This window comes from Lichenicola sp. (assembly GCF_965198575.1).
In the GTDB taxonomy this organism is placed as follows: Bacteria; Pseudomonadota; Alphaproteobacteria; order Acetobacterales; family Acetobacteraceae; genus Lichenicola.
Genome location: NZ_OZ240671.1, coordinates 3,087,485 through 3,103,880 on the forward strand (window position 1 = coordinate 3,087,485; position 16,396 = coordinate 3,103,880).

General features: G+C 68.2%; 10 protein-coding genes. 2 read left to right on the forward strand and 8 right to left on the reverse strand.

The annotated features are described in order from the left end of the window. Positions 1–26 precede the first annotated feature (26 nt). Positions 27–941 carry a substrate-binding domain-containing protein gene (locus ACOEQ2_RS14025; protein WP_419728588.1) on the reverse strand — a complete coding sequence of 305 codons (915 nt, stop codon included), beginning with the start codon at positions 939–941 and terminating at the stop codon, positions 27–29. Between the two features lie 23 nt (positions 942–964). Then, positions 965–1,897, reverse strand: coding sequence for an AraC family transcriptional regulator (locus ACOEQ2_RS14030; protein WP_419728589.1), 933 nt, complete (start codon positions 1,895–1,897; stop codon positions 965–967). 288 nt (positions 1,898–2,185) lie between these two features. On the opposite strand from ACOEQ2_RS14030, the gene ACOEQ2_RS14035 reads away from it, so the two are divergent. Beyond that, on the forward strand, positions 2,186–3,598 hold the full coding sequence (locus tag ACOEQ2_RS14035; RefSeq protein ID WP_419731231.1) for a DUF2252 domain-containing protein: 1,413 nt from the start codon (positions 2,186–2,188) through the stop codon (positions 3,596–3,598). 214 nt (positions 3,599–3,812) lie between these two features. Here ACOEQ2_RS14035 and ACOEQ2_RS14040 read toward each other — a convergent pair whose 3' ends face one another. From ACOEQ2_RS14040 to ACOEQ2_RS14065, 6 genes are all read right to left on the reverse strand, one after another. Beyond that, entirely contained in the window at positions 3,813–6,113 is a 2,301-nt protein-coding gene (locus tag ACOEQ2_RS14040; protein ID WP_419728590.1) for a TonB-dependent siderophore receptor, read from the reverse strand. 36 nt (positions 6,114–6,149) lie between these two features. After that, the gene (locus tag ACOEQ2_RS14045; RefSeq protein ID WP_419728591.1) at positions 6,150–7,319 is read right to left on the reverse strand and encodes a PepSY-associated TM helix domain-containing protein; all 1,170 of its coding nucleotides are present in this window, start codon (positions 7,317–7,319) and stop codon (positions 6,150–6,152) included. A 15-nt stretch (positions 7,320–7,334) separates the two neighbouring features. Next, complete coding sequence (locus ACOEQ2_RS14050; RefSeq protein WP_419728592.1) at positions 7,335–9,536, reverse strand: S9 family peptidase; 2,202 nt, start codon at positions 9,534–9,536, stop codon at positions 7,335–7,337. Positions 9,537–9,547: 11 nt separating this feature from the next. After that, positions 9,548–11,140 (reverse strand): M20/M25/M40 family metallo-hydrolase, encoded by a 1,593-nt coding sequence (locus tag ACOEQ2_RS14055; RefSeq protein ID WP_419728593.1) that lies wholly within the window; start codon positions 11,138–11,140, stop codon positions 9,548–9,550. A 14-nt stretch (positions 11,141–11,154) separates the two neighbouring features. Then, positions 11,155–13,467, reverse strand: coding sequence for a TonB-dependent receptor (locus ACOEQ2_RS14060; protein WP_419728594.1), 2,313 nt, complete (start codon positions 13,465–13,467; stop codon positions 11,155–11,157). Positions 13,468–13,575: 108 nt separating this feature from the next. Next, a complete protein-coding gene (locus tag ACOEQ2_RS14065; RefSeq protein WP_419728595.1) occupies positions 13,576–15,135 on the reverse strand; it encodes an amino acid permease in 1,560 nt (519 codons plus the stop codon). 242 nt (positions 15,136–15,377) lie between these two features. Between ACOEQ2_RS14065 and ACOEQ2_RS14070 the strand changes: the two genes are divergently transcribed. Next, the gene (locus tag ACOEQ2_RS14070) at positions 15,378–16,388 is read left to right on the forward strand and encodes an alpha/beta hydrolase fold domain-containing protein (protein ID WP_419728596.1); all 1,011 of its coding nucleotides are present in this window, start codon (positions 15,378–15,380) and stop codon (positions 16,386–16,388) included. Positions 16,389–16,396: the final 8 nt, after the last annotated feature.

A 16,396-nucleotide genomic window follows, 5' to 3' on the forward strand; every position in this document is an offset into this window, starting at 1 on the left:
GCTTTACTCCTCGGGGTGGACGATCCTTACCAATGGAACGTCTTGGCCGCCTCGGCATCGACCAGCTTGACGTCGATCGGCACGTTCTTCGGGACGGTGTTGCCGGCGCCCCAATAGTCCGCGAGCGCCAGGCCGAGACCGATGCGGACCATGTCGCCCGGGAACTGTGCCGACGTCTCGATGAATTTCGAGCCCGGCTTGGCGATCGCCGCGACCGCTTCCGGCGCACCGTCGACCGAGGTCAGCTTGATGTCCTTGCCGCTGCTCTCGATCGCCGACAGCACGCCCATCGAGCCGCCGTCATTGACGCTGAAGATGCCCTTCAGGTCGGGATGCGCCTGGATCATGTTTTCGGTCACGGTGAGGGCGACGTCGCGCTCCTGCTTGCCGTTCTGCGTGTCGACGATCTTGATGTTCGGGAACTTGGACAGGCCGTCCTTGCAGCCGCGCACACGCTCCAGGATCGGCACCACGGCAATGCCGTCGAGAACGGCGACGCTGCCGGAGCCGCCGATCGCCTTGGCCAGATAGGTGCACGACATCACACCCGCATCGTAGTTCTTCGAGCCGACAAACGCATCGACCGGACCGCTCGCATTCGCATCGACCGCCACCACGACAACGCCGGCATTATGCGCGGCCGTAACCGCGGACTGGATGCCGGCAGTGTCGGTCGGGTTCACCAGCAGGATGTTGATGTGCTGCTGGAGCATGTCCTCGACGTCGCTGATCTGCTTGGACACGTCGTGATGCGCGTCGGTCACCACGACGGTGGCGCCGATGGTTGCCGCGGCGTCGCGCAACGCCTTCTGCATGGTCACGAAATACGGGTTGTTCAGTTCCTGGAATGTCATGCCGATCTTGATCGGTGCAGCCTGGGCACTTGCGGAAAGGGCAGCGATGGCGAGGGTACCGAAAAGCGCCGTCTTGAGTCTGGACATTGGTGTCTCCCGTTTTGCTCTTGTTACCGTACTGGTTGGACCGGATGGAGCCGGGTTGTGGCGGCGCCATCAGGCCGGGCCGCCCGGGTGGTGTTCTCCCGGTGGCGGCGTCGGAATTCCGAGGGCGACATGCCCTTATGCGAACGGAATTGTCGATTGAAATTAGCGAGATTGTTGAAGCCGACATCGTAGCAGATGTCGGCCACGAGCATGTCCTCGTTGATCAGCAACTCGCAGGCCCGGTTCAGCCGGATGGCGTGCAGATAGCGCACGAAGCTCGTTCCGGTCTTGCGACGGAAGGCGCGTGAGAAGGTGCTCGGACTGTAGCCGCTGAGGGCCGCGAGATCGCTTTCGCGCAGGTCGGAACTCGGGTTGGCGGCGATCTGGGCCAGCACGTGGTTCAACGGCTGCTTCAGGTACAGGTCGGGATTCGGCTGATGCCGGGCCCCGGCGAGCGGCTGCGGCGGGGTGCTTTCGCCGAGCAGCGCTACCAGGGAGAAGAACAACTCGATGCGGCGAGCGCCCGAGCTGCCCAGCATCCGGCGCATGATCGGCCGCGCCGCAGCACCGGTGGCCGGGGTGAATTCCAGTCCCCGACCGGCGCTGTCGAGCAGCGTGCGCAGGAACCCGAGCTCGGGAAACAGCGAGACGCAGCCCGATGCGAACGCGCTGGTGAATTGCAGGACGATACAGCGTTCATCGATGACGGTGCCGGGCGGCACGTCGCTGAGCCAGTTGTGCGGAACGTTCGGCCCGACGATCACCAGGTTGTCGGGCTCGAACCGGCCGATATAGTCGCCGACGAACGATCGTCCGCTCGTCGCAGTGATCAGGTGGATTTCGATCTCGGGATGAAAGTGCCAGCGCACGGTCGGAAACGGCAATCCGTGCGACCAGATCTTGAGGCATGCGTCGGCGCCGACATTCACCACTTCGAGTGCGGGCTGCGTCGACATCGGCTACGCCGGACGAGCGGTCACTTGCATGATGCCGGTTTGCGTCGCGTACCGGCCGCGTGGGCCCAGACCGCTGGGGTCATCGATCATGGTGTCGTCTCCCGGGTGCCGGCCTCCGAGCTGTTGCAGCTTCGGGAAACCGGTCATTCATTACGCCCACTCTAGGCCTGACCGTTCGGCGCCTCTACTGCATTCCGGCCCGTCGACCGATACTTTCTTTGCCGCCACTACAGCCGGGCCACCCACCCGTCATTGGACATGCGCGGCCGGTGCCGGCTACTAGCCCGCATGGAACGCCACCCCAGCCAGTCCAACCCGCTCGTCCCGCGCGCCGACCGGTATGCAGCGGGCCGGGCGATGCGGCGCGTGGTCAGCCGGCACAGCCACGCCGACTGGCAGGCCACGGCTGGGCGTGCGGATCCGATCGCCATCCTGGAGGCGCAGGGCCGTCGACGGATCGCCGAGTTGCTGCCGATCCGCTACGGCCGCATGCGGGCATCGCCCCTGGCCTTCCTGCGCGGTGCGGCGGCGATCATGGCGGCCGATCTCGCGACCACGCCGGCGACCGGCCTCGTCGTGCAGAGCTGCGGTGACTGCCACCTGCTGAATTTCGGCAGCTATGCGACTCCGGAAGGGTTGCCGGTGTTCGACATCAACGATTTCGACGAGACGTTGCCGGCGCCATTCGAGTGGGACCTGAAGCGACTGTCTGCAAGCCTGGTGCTCGCCGGCCGCGGCCATGGTCTCGCGGCGCGCGCCTGCCGCCGGCTCGCGGCCGATGCCGTGTTGGCCTATGCGAGCGAGATCGGCCGCCTTGCCGGCCTCACGCCGCTCGAGGCCTGGAGCACCCGCATCGATCTCCTGGACGCGATCGACTCCATCGGCGACCGGCAGGCGAGGCGGCATGCCCGGTTGTCTCTGGAGCAGCAGTTGCAGAGCGCCGCGGTGCAATATGGCCTGCTTGACACCACCGGGACGACGCCACGTCTGATCGAGAAACCGCCGCTGGTGATGCGCCTGCCCGGCCGCGAGACCGAGGTCCGGAAAGCCTTTGCGCGCTATGCCGGCACCCTGTCGCCGGAGCGGCGCCTGCTGCTGGAGCGCTACCGGCTCGAGGACGTGATCTTCAAGGTGGTGGGGATCGGCAGCGTCGGCACCTTCTGCGCCATCGGGTTGTTCAGCACGGCCGACGGCGAGCCGCTGCTGCTGCAGATCAAGGAGGCGCAGGCATCGGTGCTGGAACCGTTCGCCGGGCCGTCGGCCTATGGCAATTCCGGCGAGCGGGTGGTGGTCGGGCAGCGGGTGATGCAGGCGGCGTCCGACCTGTTCCTCGGATGGACTCACAGCACCGGGCGTCAGGATAATGCCGAGGATGACGCCCACGATCACGCGGGCGAGGCGGACGCCGGCGGCCGGCATTTCTATGTCCGGCGCCTGAAGGACTCACGCCTTGCGGCACTCGGCTCCGCAATCGAACAGCACGGCCTGCAGGATTACGCGGCCCTGTGCGGTCAGACGCTCGGTCGCGCGCATGCGCGTTCCGGCGAGATCGTGGGCCTGTCGGCCTATATCGGCCGCGGACGTGCCTTCGCCCGCGCCATCGCCGACTTCGGCGTGTCCTATGCCGACCAGACCGAGCGCGATTTCGCCCTGTTCGGCCACGCCGTCTCCAGCGGCAGGCTGCCGACCGCGCCAGGCTGAGTGCGCGCTTCCGGCGGTCGGAAGGCCGCCGCCATGCCTGGCACGCCGACCGGGCTGAACCGTCGCCCGATCATCCCACTGGCGGACGCAGATGCGCGAGATCCATAGCCAACCGGATGGCAACGCGCAGGTCGTATGCAAGCGCTTCAGGCCGCCCGGAGAGTGCTGCCGGTGACCTGGTCGTGGAGGTGACGTCGAGACCGCCAACGCCCCATCACCACTTGTACGTCAGGCGGCCGATGACGTTGCGGCCGGCGCCGAAGAAGCAGCCGAACGCCGCCGAGTAGCAGCTTGAGACGTAACGCGTATCGAGCAGGTTCTGCGCGTTGAGCTGGAGCGTCGCTCCCTTGAGCGAAGGCTGCAGGTTGCCCAATGCATATTGCAGCTGCGCGTCCACCAGCACGTAGTTCGGCGTGATGCTCTCGATCGTCTGGTCGGCCAGGGTGTTGCCGTTGTAGCGCACGCCGACCCCGGCACCGAGGCCGGTCAGCCTGCCGTCGCCGATATCGTAATGTCCCCAGAGCGAGCCGTACTGCGCCGGGATCTGCGTCGGACGCTTGCCCACCAGCGCGCCGCTGCCGCTCTGGTACGACACATCCTGGTAGGTGTACGAGGCGATGATGTTGAAGCGGCGGGTGATGTTGGCGTGCGCCTCGAGCTCGACGCCCTGGCTGCGAATGCCACCGGTCTGCACGCTGGCGAAGATGTGCGCGGGATCTGGATCGGCCACCAGCACGTTGCTTTCCGTCAGGTGGAACAACGCCGCCGTGAAGAAGGCATCGAGACGGCGCGGCTGGTATTTGAGCCCGACCTCGTATTGTTCGCCGTGCGTCGGCTGGAACGGGCGGCCGAAGAAATCGACTGAATTCGCCGGCTGGAACGACTGCGCGTAATTGAAGTACGGCGACAGCCCGACCGGGAACGCATACAGGATGCCGGCGCGCCAGGTGAAGGCGCGATCCGACTGGTCGAAGCTGCTGGTGGGATAGAGATGGTCGCGGGTGTCGATCTCCGACCAGTCCTCACGGCCGCCGATCTGCAGGTGCAGTCGGCCCCAGCTGATCTGGTCCTCGGAGAAGATCGCCTCCTGGTTGGTCGTCACGCCGCGCTCGGTGGAAAGTGCCGGTTGCGGGATTACCTGGTTGTTGTTCGGGGCGTAGATATCGATCGACGGCGCCGTGCCGTAGGAGAAATTGTAGTCGTCGCGCAGGTTCTGCCAGTTCACGCCGGCCAGCACGCTGTGATGCAACGGCCCGGTATCGAAATGGCCGAGGATCTGCTCCTCGAGCGAGATGGTGTCGTAATGCTCCTTCGACGCGGCGGTGGAGCGGTCATAAGTGCTGTCGTCGGCCTCGAGTGCGCCGCCGCCATAGACCTGCTTGTAGTCGGTGCCGATATTGGCGTAGCGGGCGACCGAGCGCACCGTCCACTGGTCGTTGAAATGATGCTCGAGTTGATAGCCGATCGAGGCCTGCGAGCGATCGAACTTCTCGAAACTGGTGTCTCCGACATAGACATCGTTCGGGATGTCGCCATGCACGTTGCCCAGGATGCTGCCATCGAGAGGCACCGTGCCGTAGCCGCCGCCCTGCGGGTCGTGCTGGTAGAAGCCGTTGATGGTGAGCGTGGTCTGGTCGTCGGCGAGCCACGATACCGACGGGGCGACCGCGTAGCGTTCGGAGCGGGTATGCTGGTCCTGGCTGCCGGAGGTGAAGCCGGTGGCGGCCAGCCGGTAGAGGAATTTGCCGGACGGATCGATCGCGCCGCCGAAATCCGCGGTCCCGCGCACGTAGCCGAAGGTGCCGCCCTCGATCGACAGCATGTGCAGCGGATCGGCCACCGGCAGCTTCGAGGTCAGCGCCACGACACCGCCCGGGCTGGCCTGGCCATACAGCACCGAGGGTGGCCCTTTCAGCACGTCGATGCGCTCGAGCAGGAACGGATCGATCTGCTGGGTGGCGTAGAACGCGCCGTTGAACAGCTTGAGCCCGTCGAGGAACTCGTCGATGCCGTCGACCGCGTTGAAGCCGCGGATGCTGATCTGGTCGTAGCGCGTGGAGAAGCCGCGATTCTCGCTGGCGATGCCCGACGTGTAGCGCAATGCCTCGCCGAGCGTCCGCGCATCCTGCTGGTCGAGCTGCGCGCGGGTCACCACCGACACCGCTTGCGGCGTGTCGATCAGCGGCGTGTCGGTCTTCGTTGCTGCGTTGGAGCCCTTGGCCACCAGCCCGTTGTTCCGTGCGCGGTGGCCGACCACAGAGACAAGCTCCGGCGCGCTGCCGCTGGTGCCGGACGCGGCCGCCTGTGGCGCGCCAACCTGGGACACACCCGCCTGGGGCACACCGGCCTGGGGCACACCGGCCTGGGACACACCAGCCTGGGCCGCCGGCATCGAGGCGGTCTGGGTGCGGGCAGCTTGGGCGCGGGCGGCGTGGCCGGCGAGCGGCAGCAGGGCGGTCGACACCAGGAGGGTCGAGCGGACGATCGGGCGGGGCCGGCGGGGAGGCGTGTGCATGGACAGGTCCCTAATGCGAATAGCTATCAATTGCAATTAGCCGTTTTGCGGTTGCCTGGTGCGGCGTTGGCGCCGGCGCCACCAGGGCAGCACCCCGGTGACGGCAAGGCCCGCGGTCACCAGGCCGAGCAGCAGCACCAGCAGCCGGCTCGGCAGGCCGAACACCTGGCCGCTATGCAGCGGGTAGAGCGAGCGCAGCACCAGCCGGCCGGGTCCGTCCAGGCGCGGCTGGTCGACCCACACGACGCGCCCGCTATGCCGGTCGACCGAGTAGGTGACGCGGCCGAAACCCTCATAAAGTCGGGTGCCGCCTGGCGCGAAGGCGACCTCGTAGAAGCCGTGCGCCGCATCGTTCGAGATCGCGACCGGCGAAAGGTCCGGCGTCTGTCGCGATGCGGCGTTGATCGCGGCCTGTTCGGCAGCCTCGAACCCGATCAATCCCCCCGCAGGCGACGGGGCGGAAGGCCGGTCGAACGGCGAGGGGCGTGGCGGCGAGAGCGTCTCGACCAGCGGCCGGAACAGCTCGTCGTAGAAGTTCATCGCCACCGAGGTATACGCCAGCACGGTCAGCGGCAGCAGCAGCCACAGGCCGCCGATCCGGTGCAGCTCGGGCATCGGCCGGTTCGCCAGCGCTCGCCGGTTGCTGGTCCAGGCCGGCCGCCAGTTGCCGAGCCAGGGGCGCCGGCGCGGCCAGGTGACGCAGACGCCGAGGGCGTTCAGCACCAGCCAGGCAAGTGCTACGAGGCCCATCAGCCAGCGCCCGGCGGTTCCGGCGAGCAGCGTGTAATGCAGCGTGTAGATCGCCTGCAGCAGGTTCGGGGCGTGGATCCCGGCAACGCTGGTGCGCATGCCGACGACGCGCGCATCCGCCGGATCGACGAACAGCTGGTCGGCACCGTCGATGATCCCGGCAGCATTTTTCGCGTGCAGCGGGGTGACGTCGATGCGCAGGCTATGGCCCGGCTGGGTGCGCAGGTCGAAGCCCAGCACCTGCCAGTCCGGATGCGCCTGCTGCACGCGCTGCACGAGCTCCGGCGCCGGCAGCACGGACCGGCTGGGGACACTGAACAGGCCGGGGTTCAGCAGTGCGTCGAGGTCGGCGCGGAACACCAGCAGACAGCCGGTCACCGCGGCGATGAGCAGGAACAAGGCCGCCGTCAGCCCGACATAGCGGTGGGTGACGAACAGCAGGCGCCGGCCGGTCATGCCCGGCCCATCGGGTCAGCCCCAGGCATGCGACACGGCGCGGATGGCAAAGGCATGGAACAGCGCGTGCTGACGCAGCAGGTCGTCCTCGCCGGCGTCGCCCTGGTGTCCGGCATGCATGTTGGTCAGCAGCATGACCGGCCGCCCGCTGGTGCTGTTCTCGCGCAGCCGCGCCACCCACTTCGCGGCCTCCCAGTATCCGACACGATCATCGAGCAGCCCGGCGGTCGCGAGCACCGCGGGATAGGGCTGGCGCCGGATGGTTTCGTAGGGCGCGTATCCGGCGATCGCGCGGAACATCGCGGGGTCGGCCGGATCGCCCCAGAGCGGCAGCGCGGACTTCACCAGCGGGTTGCTGTCGTCTTGCATGGTGTTCAACACATCGACGAACGGCACCTGGCCGATCGCGCCCGCAAACAGGTCCGGCCGCAGATTGATCGCGCCGCCGATCAGGATGCCGCCAGCCGAGAAGCTGTGGCCGACGATACGGCCCTTCGCGGTGTATCCGGTCTCGACAAGGTGTGCGGCGCAATCGACGAAATCGGTGATGGTCAGGCGCTTGTGCGTGGTCAGCGTCTGCGTGAACCAGCCCTGGCCGCGTTCGGATCCGCCGCGTACATGCGCGATCGCCACCATCCAGCCGCGATCTGCCAACGAAAGATCGGGGGCGGAAAACTCCGGCGGCAGCGAGTAGCCGTACGAGCCATAGCCATACAGGAACAACGGCGCCTTGCCGTTCGCTGCGGTGCCGCGGTGGCGCAGCAGCGAGATCGGCACCCGCACGCCGTCCGCAGTCGGCGCCTCGAGCTGTTCGACCACATAGTCGGCCATATCGAAGTACGCGACCGGCTGCTGCCACAGCACCCGCCGGACGCCGGTCGCCATGTCGACCGTTTCCCAGGTCAACGGCCGCCTTGGCGACTGGGAGGAGAACCGCGCCAGGCTGCTGTCATAGTCGGCATCCTGGTCCAGCGTCAGCACATAGGCGGCATCATCGCCACGAACCTGGCGCTCGCCCGAGCCTTTCGCATCCACCGTCACCAGCACCGGGTTGGCGTCGATCCATTCGATGCGCGCGAAGTGGTCGCGGAAGGCACGCATCTCGTCGATGTAGCGGCCCGGCCGGTACGGGATCCACGCCCGCCAGCATGCGCGCCCGGGTGTGGCCGTGGGCGCCAGCATCAGCTTGTTGTCGAGCGCGCCGTCCGCATTGGTGCGGACCACGAAGCGGTCGCCCCATTCGTCGATGGCGTAGCGCAGGCCGGGCGTCCGCGGCTCCATCACGACCGGCATCGCGGTGATGTCGCCGGCCCTGATCAGCCGGATTTCCGAGCTGGTCTCGTTCTCGATGCTGATCAGCACGTAGCCGTTGGCCGCGGTGCGCGACAACGCGATGAAGAAGGCAGGGTCGTGCTCGTCATGCACCAGCACGTCGGCGCCGCCGGTGACCGGGCGGCGGAAGACCTTGGTCGGCCGGCTATGTTCGTCGCGCAACAACCAGAAGATCCAGTGACTGTCGGGCGAGAACACGAACTCGCCGAAGCAGTCCTCGATCGGCGGGAATGCCGGCTGCCGGGTTGCCAGGTCGAGCACGTGCAGGGTGAAATGCTCGTCGCCGCGTTCATCCACCGTCCAGGCGAAATACCGGCCGTCCGGACTATGCGCCGGGCCCTTCAGCGACGACAGCCGGTAGTATTTCCTGCCCCCCGCCGCCGTATCGAAATCGAACAGCACCTCCGCCGGACCGCCGGCGCGTGGCCGCCGCAGATACACCGGCTGCTGCGCACCGGGCCGCAGCTCCGACCAGTACAGCCAGGCGCCGTCGGGTTCCGGTGGCGGTGCCTCGGTGCTGCTGCTGCGAGCCTGCATCTCGGCGACCAGCTCGGCCTGCAATGCGTCGGTCGGCAGCATCACCGCCGCGCAATAGGCATTCTCGGCGTCGAGATGGGCGCGGATCGCCCGATCCAGGCTGTCCGGGTGCAGGAGTTTCGTGAACCAGTCGGGATCCCGCAGCCACTGGTAGTCGTCGGTGCGCACCATGCCCCAGCGCTCGATCCGCACCGGATGCCGCGCCGTGATCGGTGCCGGCGGCAGCTTCACCGGCGCGGTTGCGCGGGCCAGCGCGTCCATGGTTGCAGCCGCGGCAGCGATCCCGGTCCCGGACCACGCCAGCAGCGAGGCGCTGCCGACCAGCAGCGCGCGGCGGTCGATCTTCATGGGCATGTCCCTCAGGGTCCGTCGACGTCGCGTGCGGCATCCAGCAGCGCGCGTGCCAGCGTCGATACCAGGTCGGGCAGCACCTCGTAGCCGTAGTCGCGGTGCATGCGCTCGAGCCTGGTGTGGTAGTCGCGCCCCCAAGGCCCCGCATTGATGATGGGAATCCCTGCGATCGACAGGTCCAGGCCGTGGCCCCAAAGCGGGGTGTTGGCGGCGATCGGCGGAATGTCCGAGCGGTTCGCCTGCCCGAGCACGCTCATGTCGCAGATCGCCGGGAACCGGGCGGTGACGCCGATCGTGGTGTCGTGCCGGGCCGCCACCTGGGCCACCGCCGCCCGGATCGCCGGCTCCAGATGCGGCGCCTCGAGCATCGTCGGCAGATACGGCATCGATGCGAAGCCGAGCACGATCGCCGGTCCCTCCAGCTGAGCCAGACCCGCCACCATCAGGGTCAGGCGCCGGCATTGCTCCGGGACGTCGAGTCCGGCCTGCGCAAGGTCGGCGGCCGCGGCGTCGATCGTCGCGGCCGCGTCCGGTTGCGCCTGCAGCAGTTTCTGCAGCAGGGTGGCGTACGTCACGATGGTGACCGGGGCCAGGGCGTCGTCGCGCCCGGTCACCGCGGCGCGGCGTCGGCGGAGTTCGGCGAGCAGCGTGTCGCCGGTGCAACGGGCGACCCGTTCGAAACGCGCCAGCAGGTCCGCGGCCTGGCGCGTCTCGGTGAGGACGTTCCAGTACAGCCAGACCGATCCGGGCATGGTCACGTCGTACGCCGTGCGGTCGTCCTTCATGCCGAGCAGGGTGGCCCCCATGCGTTCACCAAGCTCGGGCGACCACTCCATCTCCGCCGCCAGGGCACCGCCAAGCGATGCGGCACCAATTCCCGAATAGGCGTAACCGGCATGAACCGGACGGCCGATCACCAGGGCACTCGGGCACAGCTTGCCGACGGTGCCGAGCGCCACGGTGCGGCCGTCGCTGCCGTCGTCGGGATCGGCCACCGCGTCGAGATTGATCGCCGCCGACAGCGCCAGGCAATGCGCGGCGGCGATGTCGGGCAATGCGGCAGCGGCGGCTCGGGCACCCGCGGAGTTGGCCTCCTCGTCCGGAACGGCGAGGAACAGCAGGTTGCCGCGACGGGCCGGGTCGGCGGCGAAACCCTCGATCGCGGTCAGGGCGGCGGCGAGCCCGGCCTTCATGTCGAGCAGGCCACGTCCCGGCACGAACTCCCCGGACGCCAGATCGTCCCGCGCCAGCGCCGCCGCATCGCCGGGCAGCGCATCCAGCGACTGCAGCAGCGCGGGAAGCAGCCCATCGGGATCGCAGGCCAGCGGCTGCAAGTCGCCGTAGTTCGTCGTGCCGACCGTATCGAAGTGCCCGGTCAGCACCACGGTCTGCGTTCCGCTACCCCGCACCAGTCCCAGCACGCATGCGCGAGGGTGCTGGCCGCCCGGCACGTCGAGCAGCCAGACATCGTCCGGCCAACCCTCGAACGCCGGGCTCTCGCGAAGCAGTGCGGCCAGGAACGCCGCGAACGACGCCTCGTCGGCGGTGCCGGTGACGCTCGGCCGACGGACCAGCCGGTCCGCCCACCGTTCGCAGCGCAATGCGGTCGCTGATGTCACAAGTGCCAATCGAGCTGGGCGCCGAACGTGCGCGGACGCAGCAGGTAGATGTTCTGGTCCGCGGGCAGCGCGCCGTAGCTGGCGCCTGAGGTGACGCCGTGCGAGTTGCCCAGGTTGGTGATGAAGAAGGTCAGCTGCGTCTTGGCGAGCGTCGCCGCGAGTCGCAGGTCGACGGTGTTGTAGCCGCCCTCGACGAAGTCGCTATCGAGTGCCCCGTTGGAGTGGCCGACATAGTGATGCACCAGGCTGATCGTCGGATGGTAGCGGTTGTCGAACATGTAACTGGCGATTTCGCTGAACTGCCACTTGGCCGCGGTCGGCAGCTGCGTCCCGGCGGCGATGATCCCGCTGGCGGTGTCGACGGTCTTGGTCAGGTGCGCGTCGCTGTAGGTGATGTTGGATTGCAGGCGCAGGCCGCGCACCGGTGTCCACGTGGTGGCGAACTCGCCGCCGCGGCTGACCGCGTCGCCGGCATTGGCGCCGTAGGTGGTGCCGTCCGGGCTGGTCAGGCGGACCTGGATGTTGCTCCAGTCGATCCAGTACAGGGTCGGCTCGAACACCAGCGTGTTGTTGAAGAACCCCGCGCGAACGCCGACCTCGTAATTGACCAGCGTGTCGGACGTGGTGCCGGACGGATAGGTGAAGCCGGGCTCGGGCGCGTTCAGGTTCGGCTGGCCGAAGCGGTAGCCTTCCGACACCAGGCCGTATGCCATGAAGTTGCGGTTCGGCTCCCAGCGCAGCGCGCCCTTGGGCAGGAAACCCTTGTCGGAGATCGAGCTGCTCGACGAGATGGTGCCGTCATAGAAATAGCCGGCGGATGACACCGAGGCGGTCTGGTTGGTCCAGTACAGCCGTCCGCCGAACGTGGCGGTGATGTTGAACGGCAAATGATACGACGCCTCGCCGAACACCGCTTCCTCGGCGCCGTCGTAGTTGGCGATGCCTTCGTAGAAGTTGCTCTGGTCGATGGTGTCGATGCCGGCCACGGCAGGACCATACAGGTTGGTCAGGTAGTTGCGCGCGCCGTCCGCGCCGAGCAGGTCGTCGATGCGTTTCCAGACCCGGTAATACGCGGCGCCGACGATCCAGGTCAGCTTCTGGTCGCTGCGCGAGGTGAGCCGCAGCTCGTAGTACATCGACTTGCTGTCGCCGGTCTGCGGCGATGAATACGGACCGAGCGTGCCGAGCGTGCCGGCATAGAACGGCGTCGCGTCGGCGCCGAGAAACTCGCCCTTGCGCAGGAAGGCGGCCTGCGCGGTCAGCGTGCCGAAGCCGAGCTCCTGGTCGAGACGCAGCGAATGCATCTGGGTCGAGGTGTAGTACGGCTCGGCGATCGCCGTATCCTTGTAGTACAGCCCGACACCGTCCGGAGAGGTGTAGCCCTGGTCGGAGATCTTGTTGTTCTGCGCCAGATAGAGGTACGTCAGCTTGGTGCCCTCGAACGGGGTGTACACCACACTCACACGGGCGTTGCGCACCAGGTCCTCGTTGCCGTCCTTCTCGCCGGTGCCGCTGTTGCTGACGTAGCCGGGGTCCTGCCGGTAATCGAGCACCGCGCGTACCGCGAGCGTGTCGGTGACGATCGGCACGTTGACCATCACCTTCTCGGAGTATCCGGTGCCGCCGCCCTCGGTGCCCTCGAACACGCTCTGCGCGGCGGCGTCGATCTTGCTCGCATCGGCGGTATTGGCCACGTAGTCGATCGCGCCGCCGAGTGTCGAGGAGCCGAACAACGTGCTCTGCGGGCCGCGCAGGACCTCGACACGGTTGACGTCGAACGTATCGATATCCGGGATCGCGATGGCGAAACCGGGCTCTGCCAGCGGGATGTCGTTGAGGAAATAGCCGGTGGTGCCCTGACCCTGGTCGAGCAGGTTGGTGTCGGTGATGCCGCGGAAGGCGGCGGTCGACAGTCCGGGCGTGCCTTCGCTGAACACCACGCCCGGCGCCAAGCGCAGGTAATCGGCGTAGCTGGTGGCGCCGAGCTGCTGCAGCTGGCGGCCGGTCAGCACGGTGACCGAGCCGGCGAGATCCCGTGTGCGCTGGCGCCGCTTGCCCGCCGACACGGTGATGCTTTCCGGCTGATCGGGCACGGTGGCAGCGTTGGCGCCGGTGCGGTTCGGGGTGGTGGCGCGCGGACCCGCGGCAGCCGGGCCCGTGGTGGCGGCCTGCACCGGCTTTGAACTCTGCGCGTGCGCAGGCGCCTGGGATACTCCGGCGAGTGCGGTGCCTCCGGCCAGCATGAGTGCGAACCGGGTCGTGCTGCGAATCCGCATGTGCAGGACCCGGATGTTCATGCCTGTGTTCATCGCGGTCGGATCCTGTGCAGTGACTTCGTTCCGTCTCCGCGAATTATGTTTCGATCCGCACACCATCGTCTCGCGCAGGCGGGCCGAACATCGCACCGGATGGGCCAATCAACCGGGCGGCGTAACGGAGACCGCGCCCAGGGCCTCGATCGGCGGCAGATCGTGGCCCAGCCGCGAATGCCGATAGCCGTAACCGACATAGGCGCACGCACCCAGCAGCACGTAGCCGACCAGCAGCGACAGCGGCAGCATGTTGCCGCGTGACGCCTCGGCGACCAGGTCGATCAGCAGCGGCGACGCCATCAACAGGCAGAACGCTACGCCGAGCGACGGCACCGTGCCGATCCAGACACCACCCACGCGGACGCCGCCGAGCGGCACCCGGAACGGCCGGACCGCATCGGGGAAGCGGTTGCGATGCCAGATGACGGTGACGCAGACGATGCCGAACGAGCACGTGGTGCCGAGGCTGACCAGGTCGCCGATGATGCCGATCGGCAGGATCGCCGCCGCCGCCGCCATGCACACGCCGAGCACGATGGTGCCGAGCCAGGGCGTGCGCCGGACCGGATGCAGCCGGCCGAACAACGCCGGCAGCAGGCCGTCGCGCGCCATCGTGTAGAAGATCCGCGACTGGCCGTAGGTGAGCGAGAGCAGCACCGAGGACAGTCCGGCGACAGCGCCGAACTTCACCACCAGCCCGAGCAGCGGCTGATGCATCGCATCCACCGCGATCGCCAGCGGGTCGGGCACCCCGAGGCGCTGATACGGCACCACCCCGGTCAGCACCGCGGCGACGCACAGGTAGGCCACGGTGCACAGCACGAGGGCGGACAGGATGCCGCGCGGCATGTCGCGCTGCGGGTTGCGGGCCTCGGCGCCGGCGGTCGAGACCGTCTCGAAGCCCATATAGGCGAAGAAGATCACCGAGGCGGCGCGGAAGATGCCCGGCACGCCGAAGCGGAAACCACCCTGGTTCGGCGGAATGAACGGCACCCAGTTGGCGCGGTGGATGGCGCCGATGCCGAACAGCACGAACAGCAGCAGCACCCCGAGCTTCACCAGCACGATGACGCTGTTGACCGCGGCGGACTCCGCAACACCACGCACCAGCAGCGCCACCACGGCGACGATCGCCGCCACCGCCAGCACGTTGACGCCGCCGCCCCACACCAGGTGCTGCCCGTCCGGCGTCGAGACGGTCGAGACCAGCGAGACATGCAGTGCGGCCGGCACATGCACGCCGAGATCGGACAGCAGCGACGCCAGATAGCCGGACAATCCCGACGCCACCGCGGCCCCGGCGATGCCGTATTCCAGCAGCATCAGCCAGCCGATCACCCACGCACTCAGCTCGCCGGTGGTGACGTAGGCATAGGTGTAGGCCGAGCCCGCCACCGGCATCGTCGAGGCGAGCTCGGCGTAGGAGAGGGCGGCGAACACGCAGGCAAGCCCGGCCAGCACGAACGACAGCAGGATCGCCGGCCCGGCGAAATTGGCGGCGGCATTGCCGGTCATGACGTAGATGCCGGCGCCGATGATCGAGCCGACGCCGAGCAGGGTCAGCTGGACCGGGCCCAGGGTGCGGCGCATGCCGGTCTCGCCAGTCTCGCGGGCGATCGCATCGGGTGTCTTGCGTCGGAACAACCTGCTGGACACGGTCGGCATGCGGTCTCCCTTCGGGCGGCGACGCGAGAATGATGTCCGCAGCATAGGCACCGCAGCGCCACCCGCGCGCTCTCGAACAGGCCGATCCTCGTTGTGCCCGGGCCAACCTGCGGGCCACGGCATCGTTTCGGCCCGGGACCGACGATCAACGGCCCGGCCGCGCATGGCGCGCATGGTGGCGGCCAGCTACCAGGGTGCTCCGGCACATCGTGCAGCTGCCGCGAGCCGAACCGCAGGAAGCCATGTCCGCCGATTTGCCCAAGTCCGGGTCGCCCACGCCCCGGCCACCCGCTCCCGACATGATCCGTTTCCGCGACGCGCTTGCGGACGCATACGGCCGGCACCCGCCGCTGCACGCCCTGCCGACTGCCGAGGCGCGGGCGATCGCCGAGCAGGTGCGCGTGCCGTGGGTGGTCGGCGGCCCGTTCATGCACGAGACGCGCAATCACGTCGTCGAGGCGGGAGGCATGGCGCTGCGGCTCCGCGTCCATGTGCCGACCGAGCGTCCGGACGGCGTGCTGGTGTATGTGCATGGCGGCGGCTGGACGCTGTTCTCGATCGACACGCATGACCGAGTGATGCGCGAATACGCGGCGCTCTCCGGAATGGCGGTGATCGGCATCGACTACACGCTGGCCCCGGAGGCCGTCTTTCCGCGCCAGGTCGACGAGGTGACGGCGCTGCTGGGACTGATGCGCGACCCTTCGACGGCACGCTGGCTCGGCTTCGACCCGGCCGCGCTCCCGCTGGCGATCGGCGGCGACTCCGCGGGCGGCAATCTCGCGATGGCGGCATGCCTGACCCTGCGCGACGCCGGCGACACCGGCCGGGTGCAGGCGATCGTCCTGAACTACGCGGCAATCGACCCGGAGGACCACTGGCCGTCCTACCGGATCTATGGCGGCCCCGAATACAACCTGACCCGGGACGAGATGCGCGGCTTCTGGCAGGGCTATGCGCCGGACCCGGCGGTCCGGCAGGACCCACGCGTGGCGCTGTTGCGTGGCCGGCTCGACCGGTTGCCGCCGACCCTGCTGGCGATCGCCGAATGCGACGTGTTGCGCGACGAGAACCTGGCCCTGGCCCGGGCACTCGAGGCGGCCGGCGTGCCGGTCGAGACGCGGGTGTATGACGGCATGCTGCACAGCTTCCTCGAAGCCGTGTCGATCTCGGAGACCGCGCAAGCGGCATTCCGGGACGCCGCCGCCTGGCTGCGCGCGACCCTGGACCTGCGCCCCATGCCGGCACCCTGAGGCCGGCC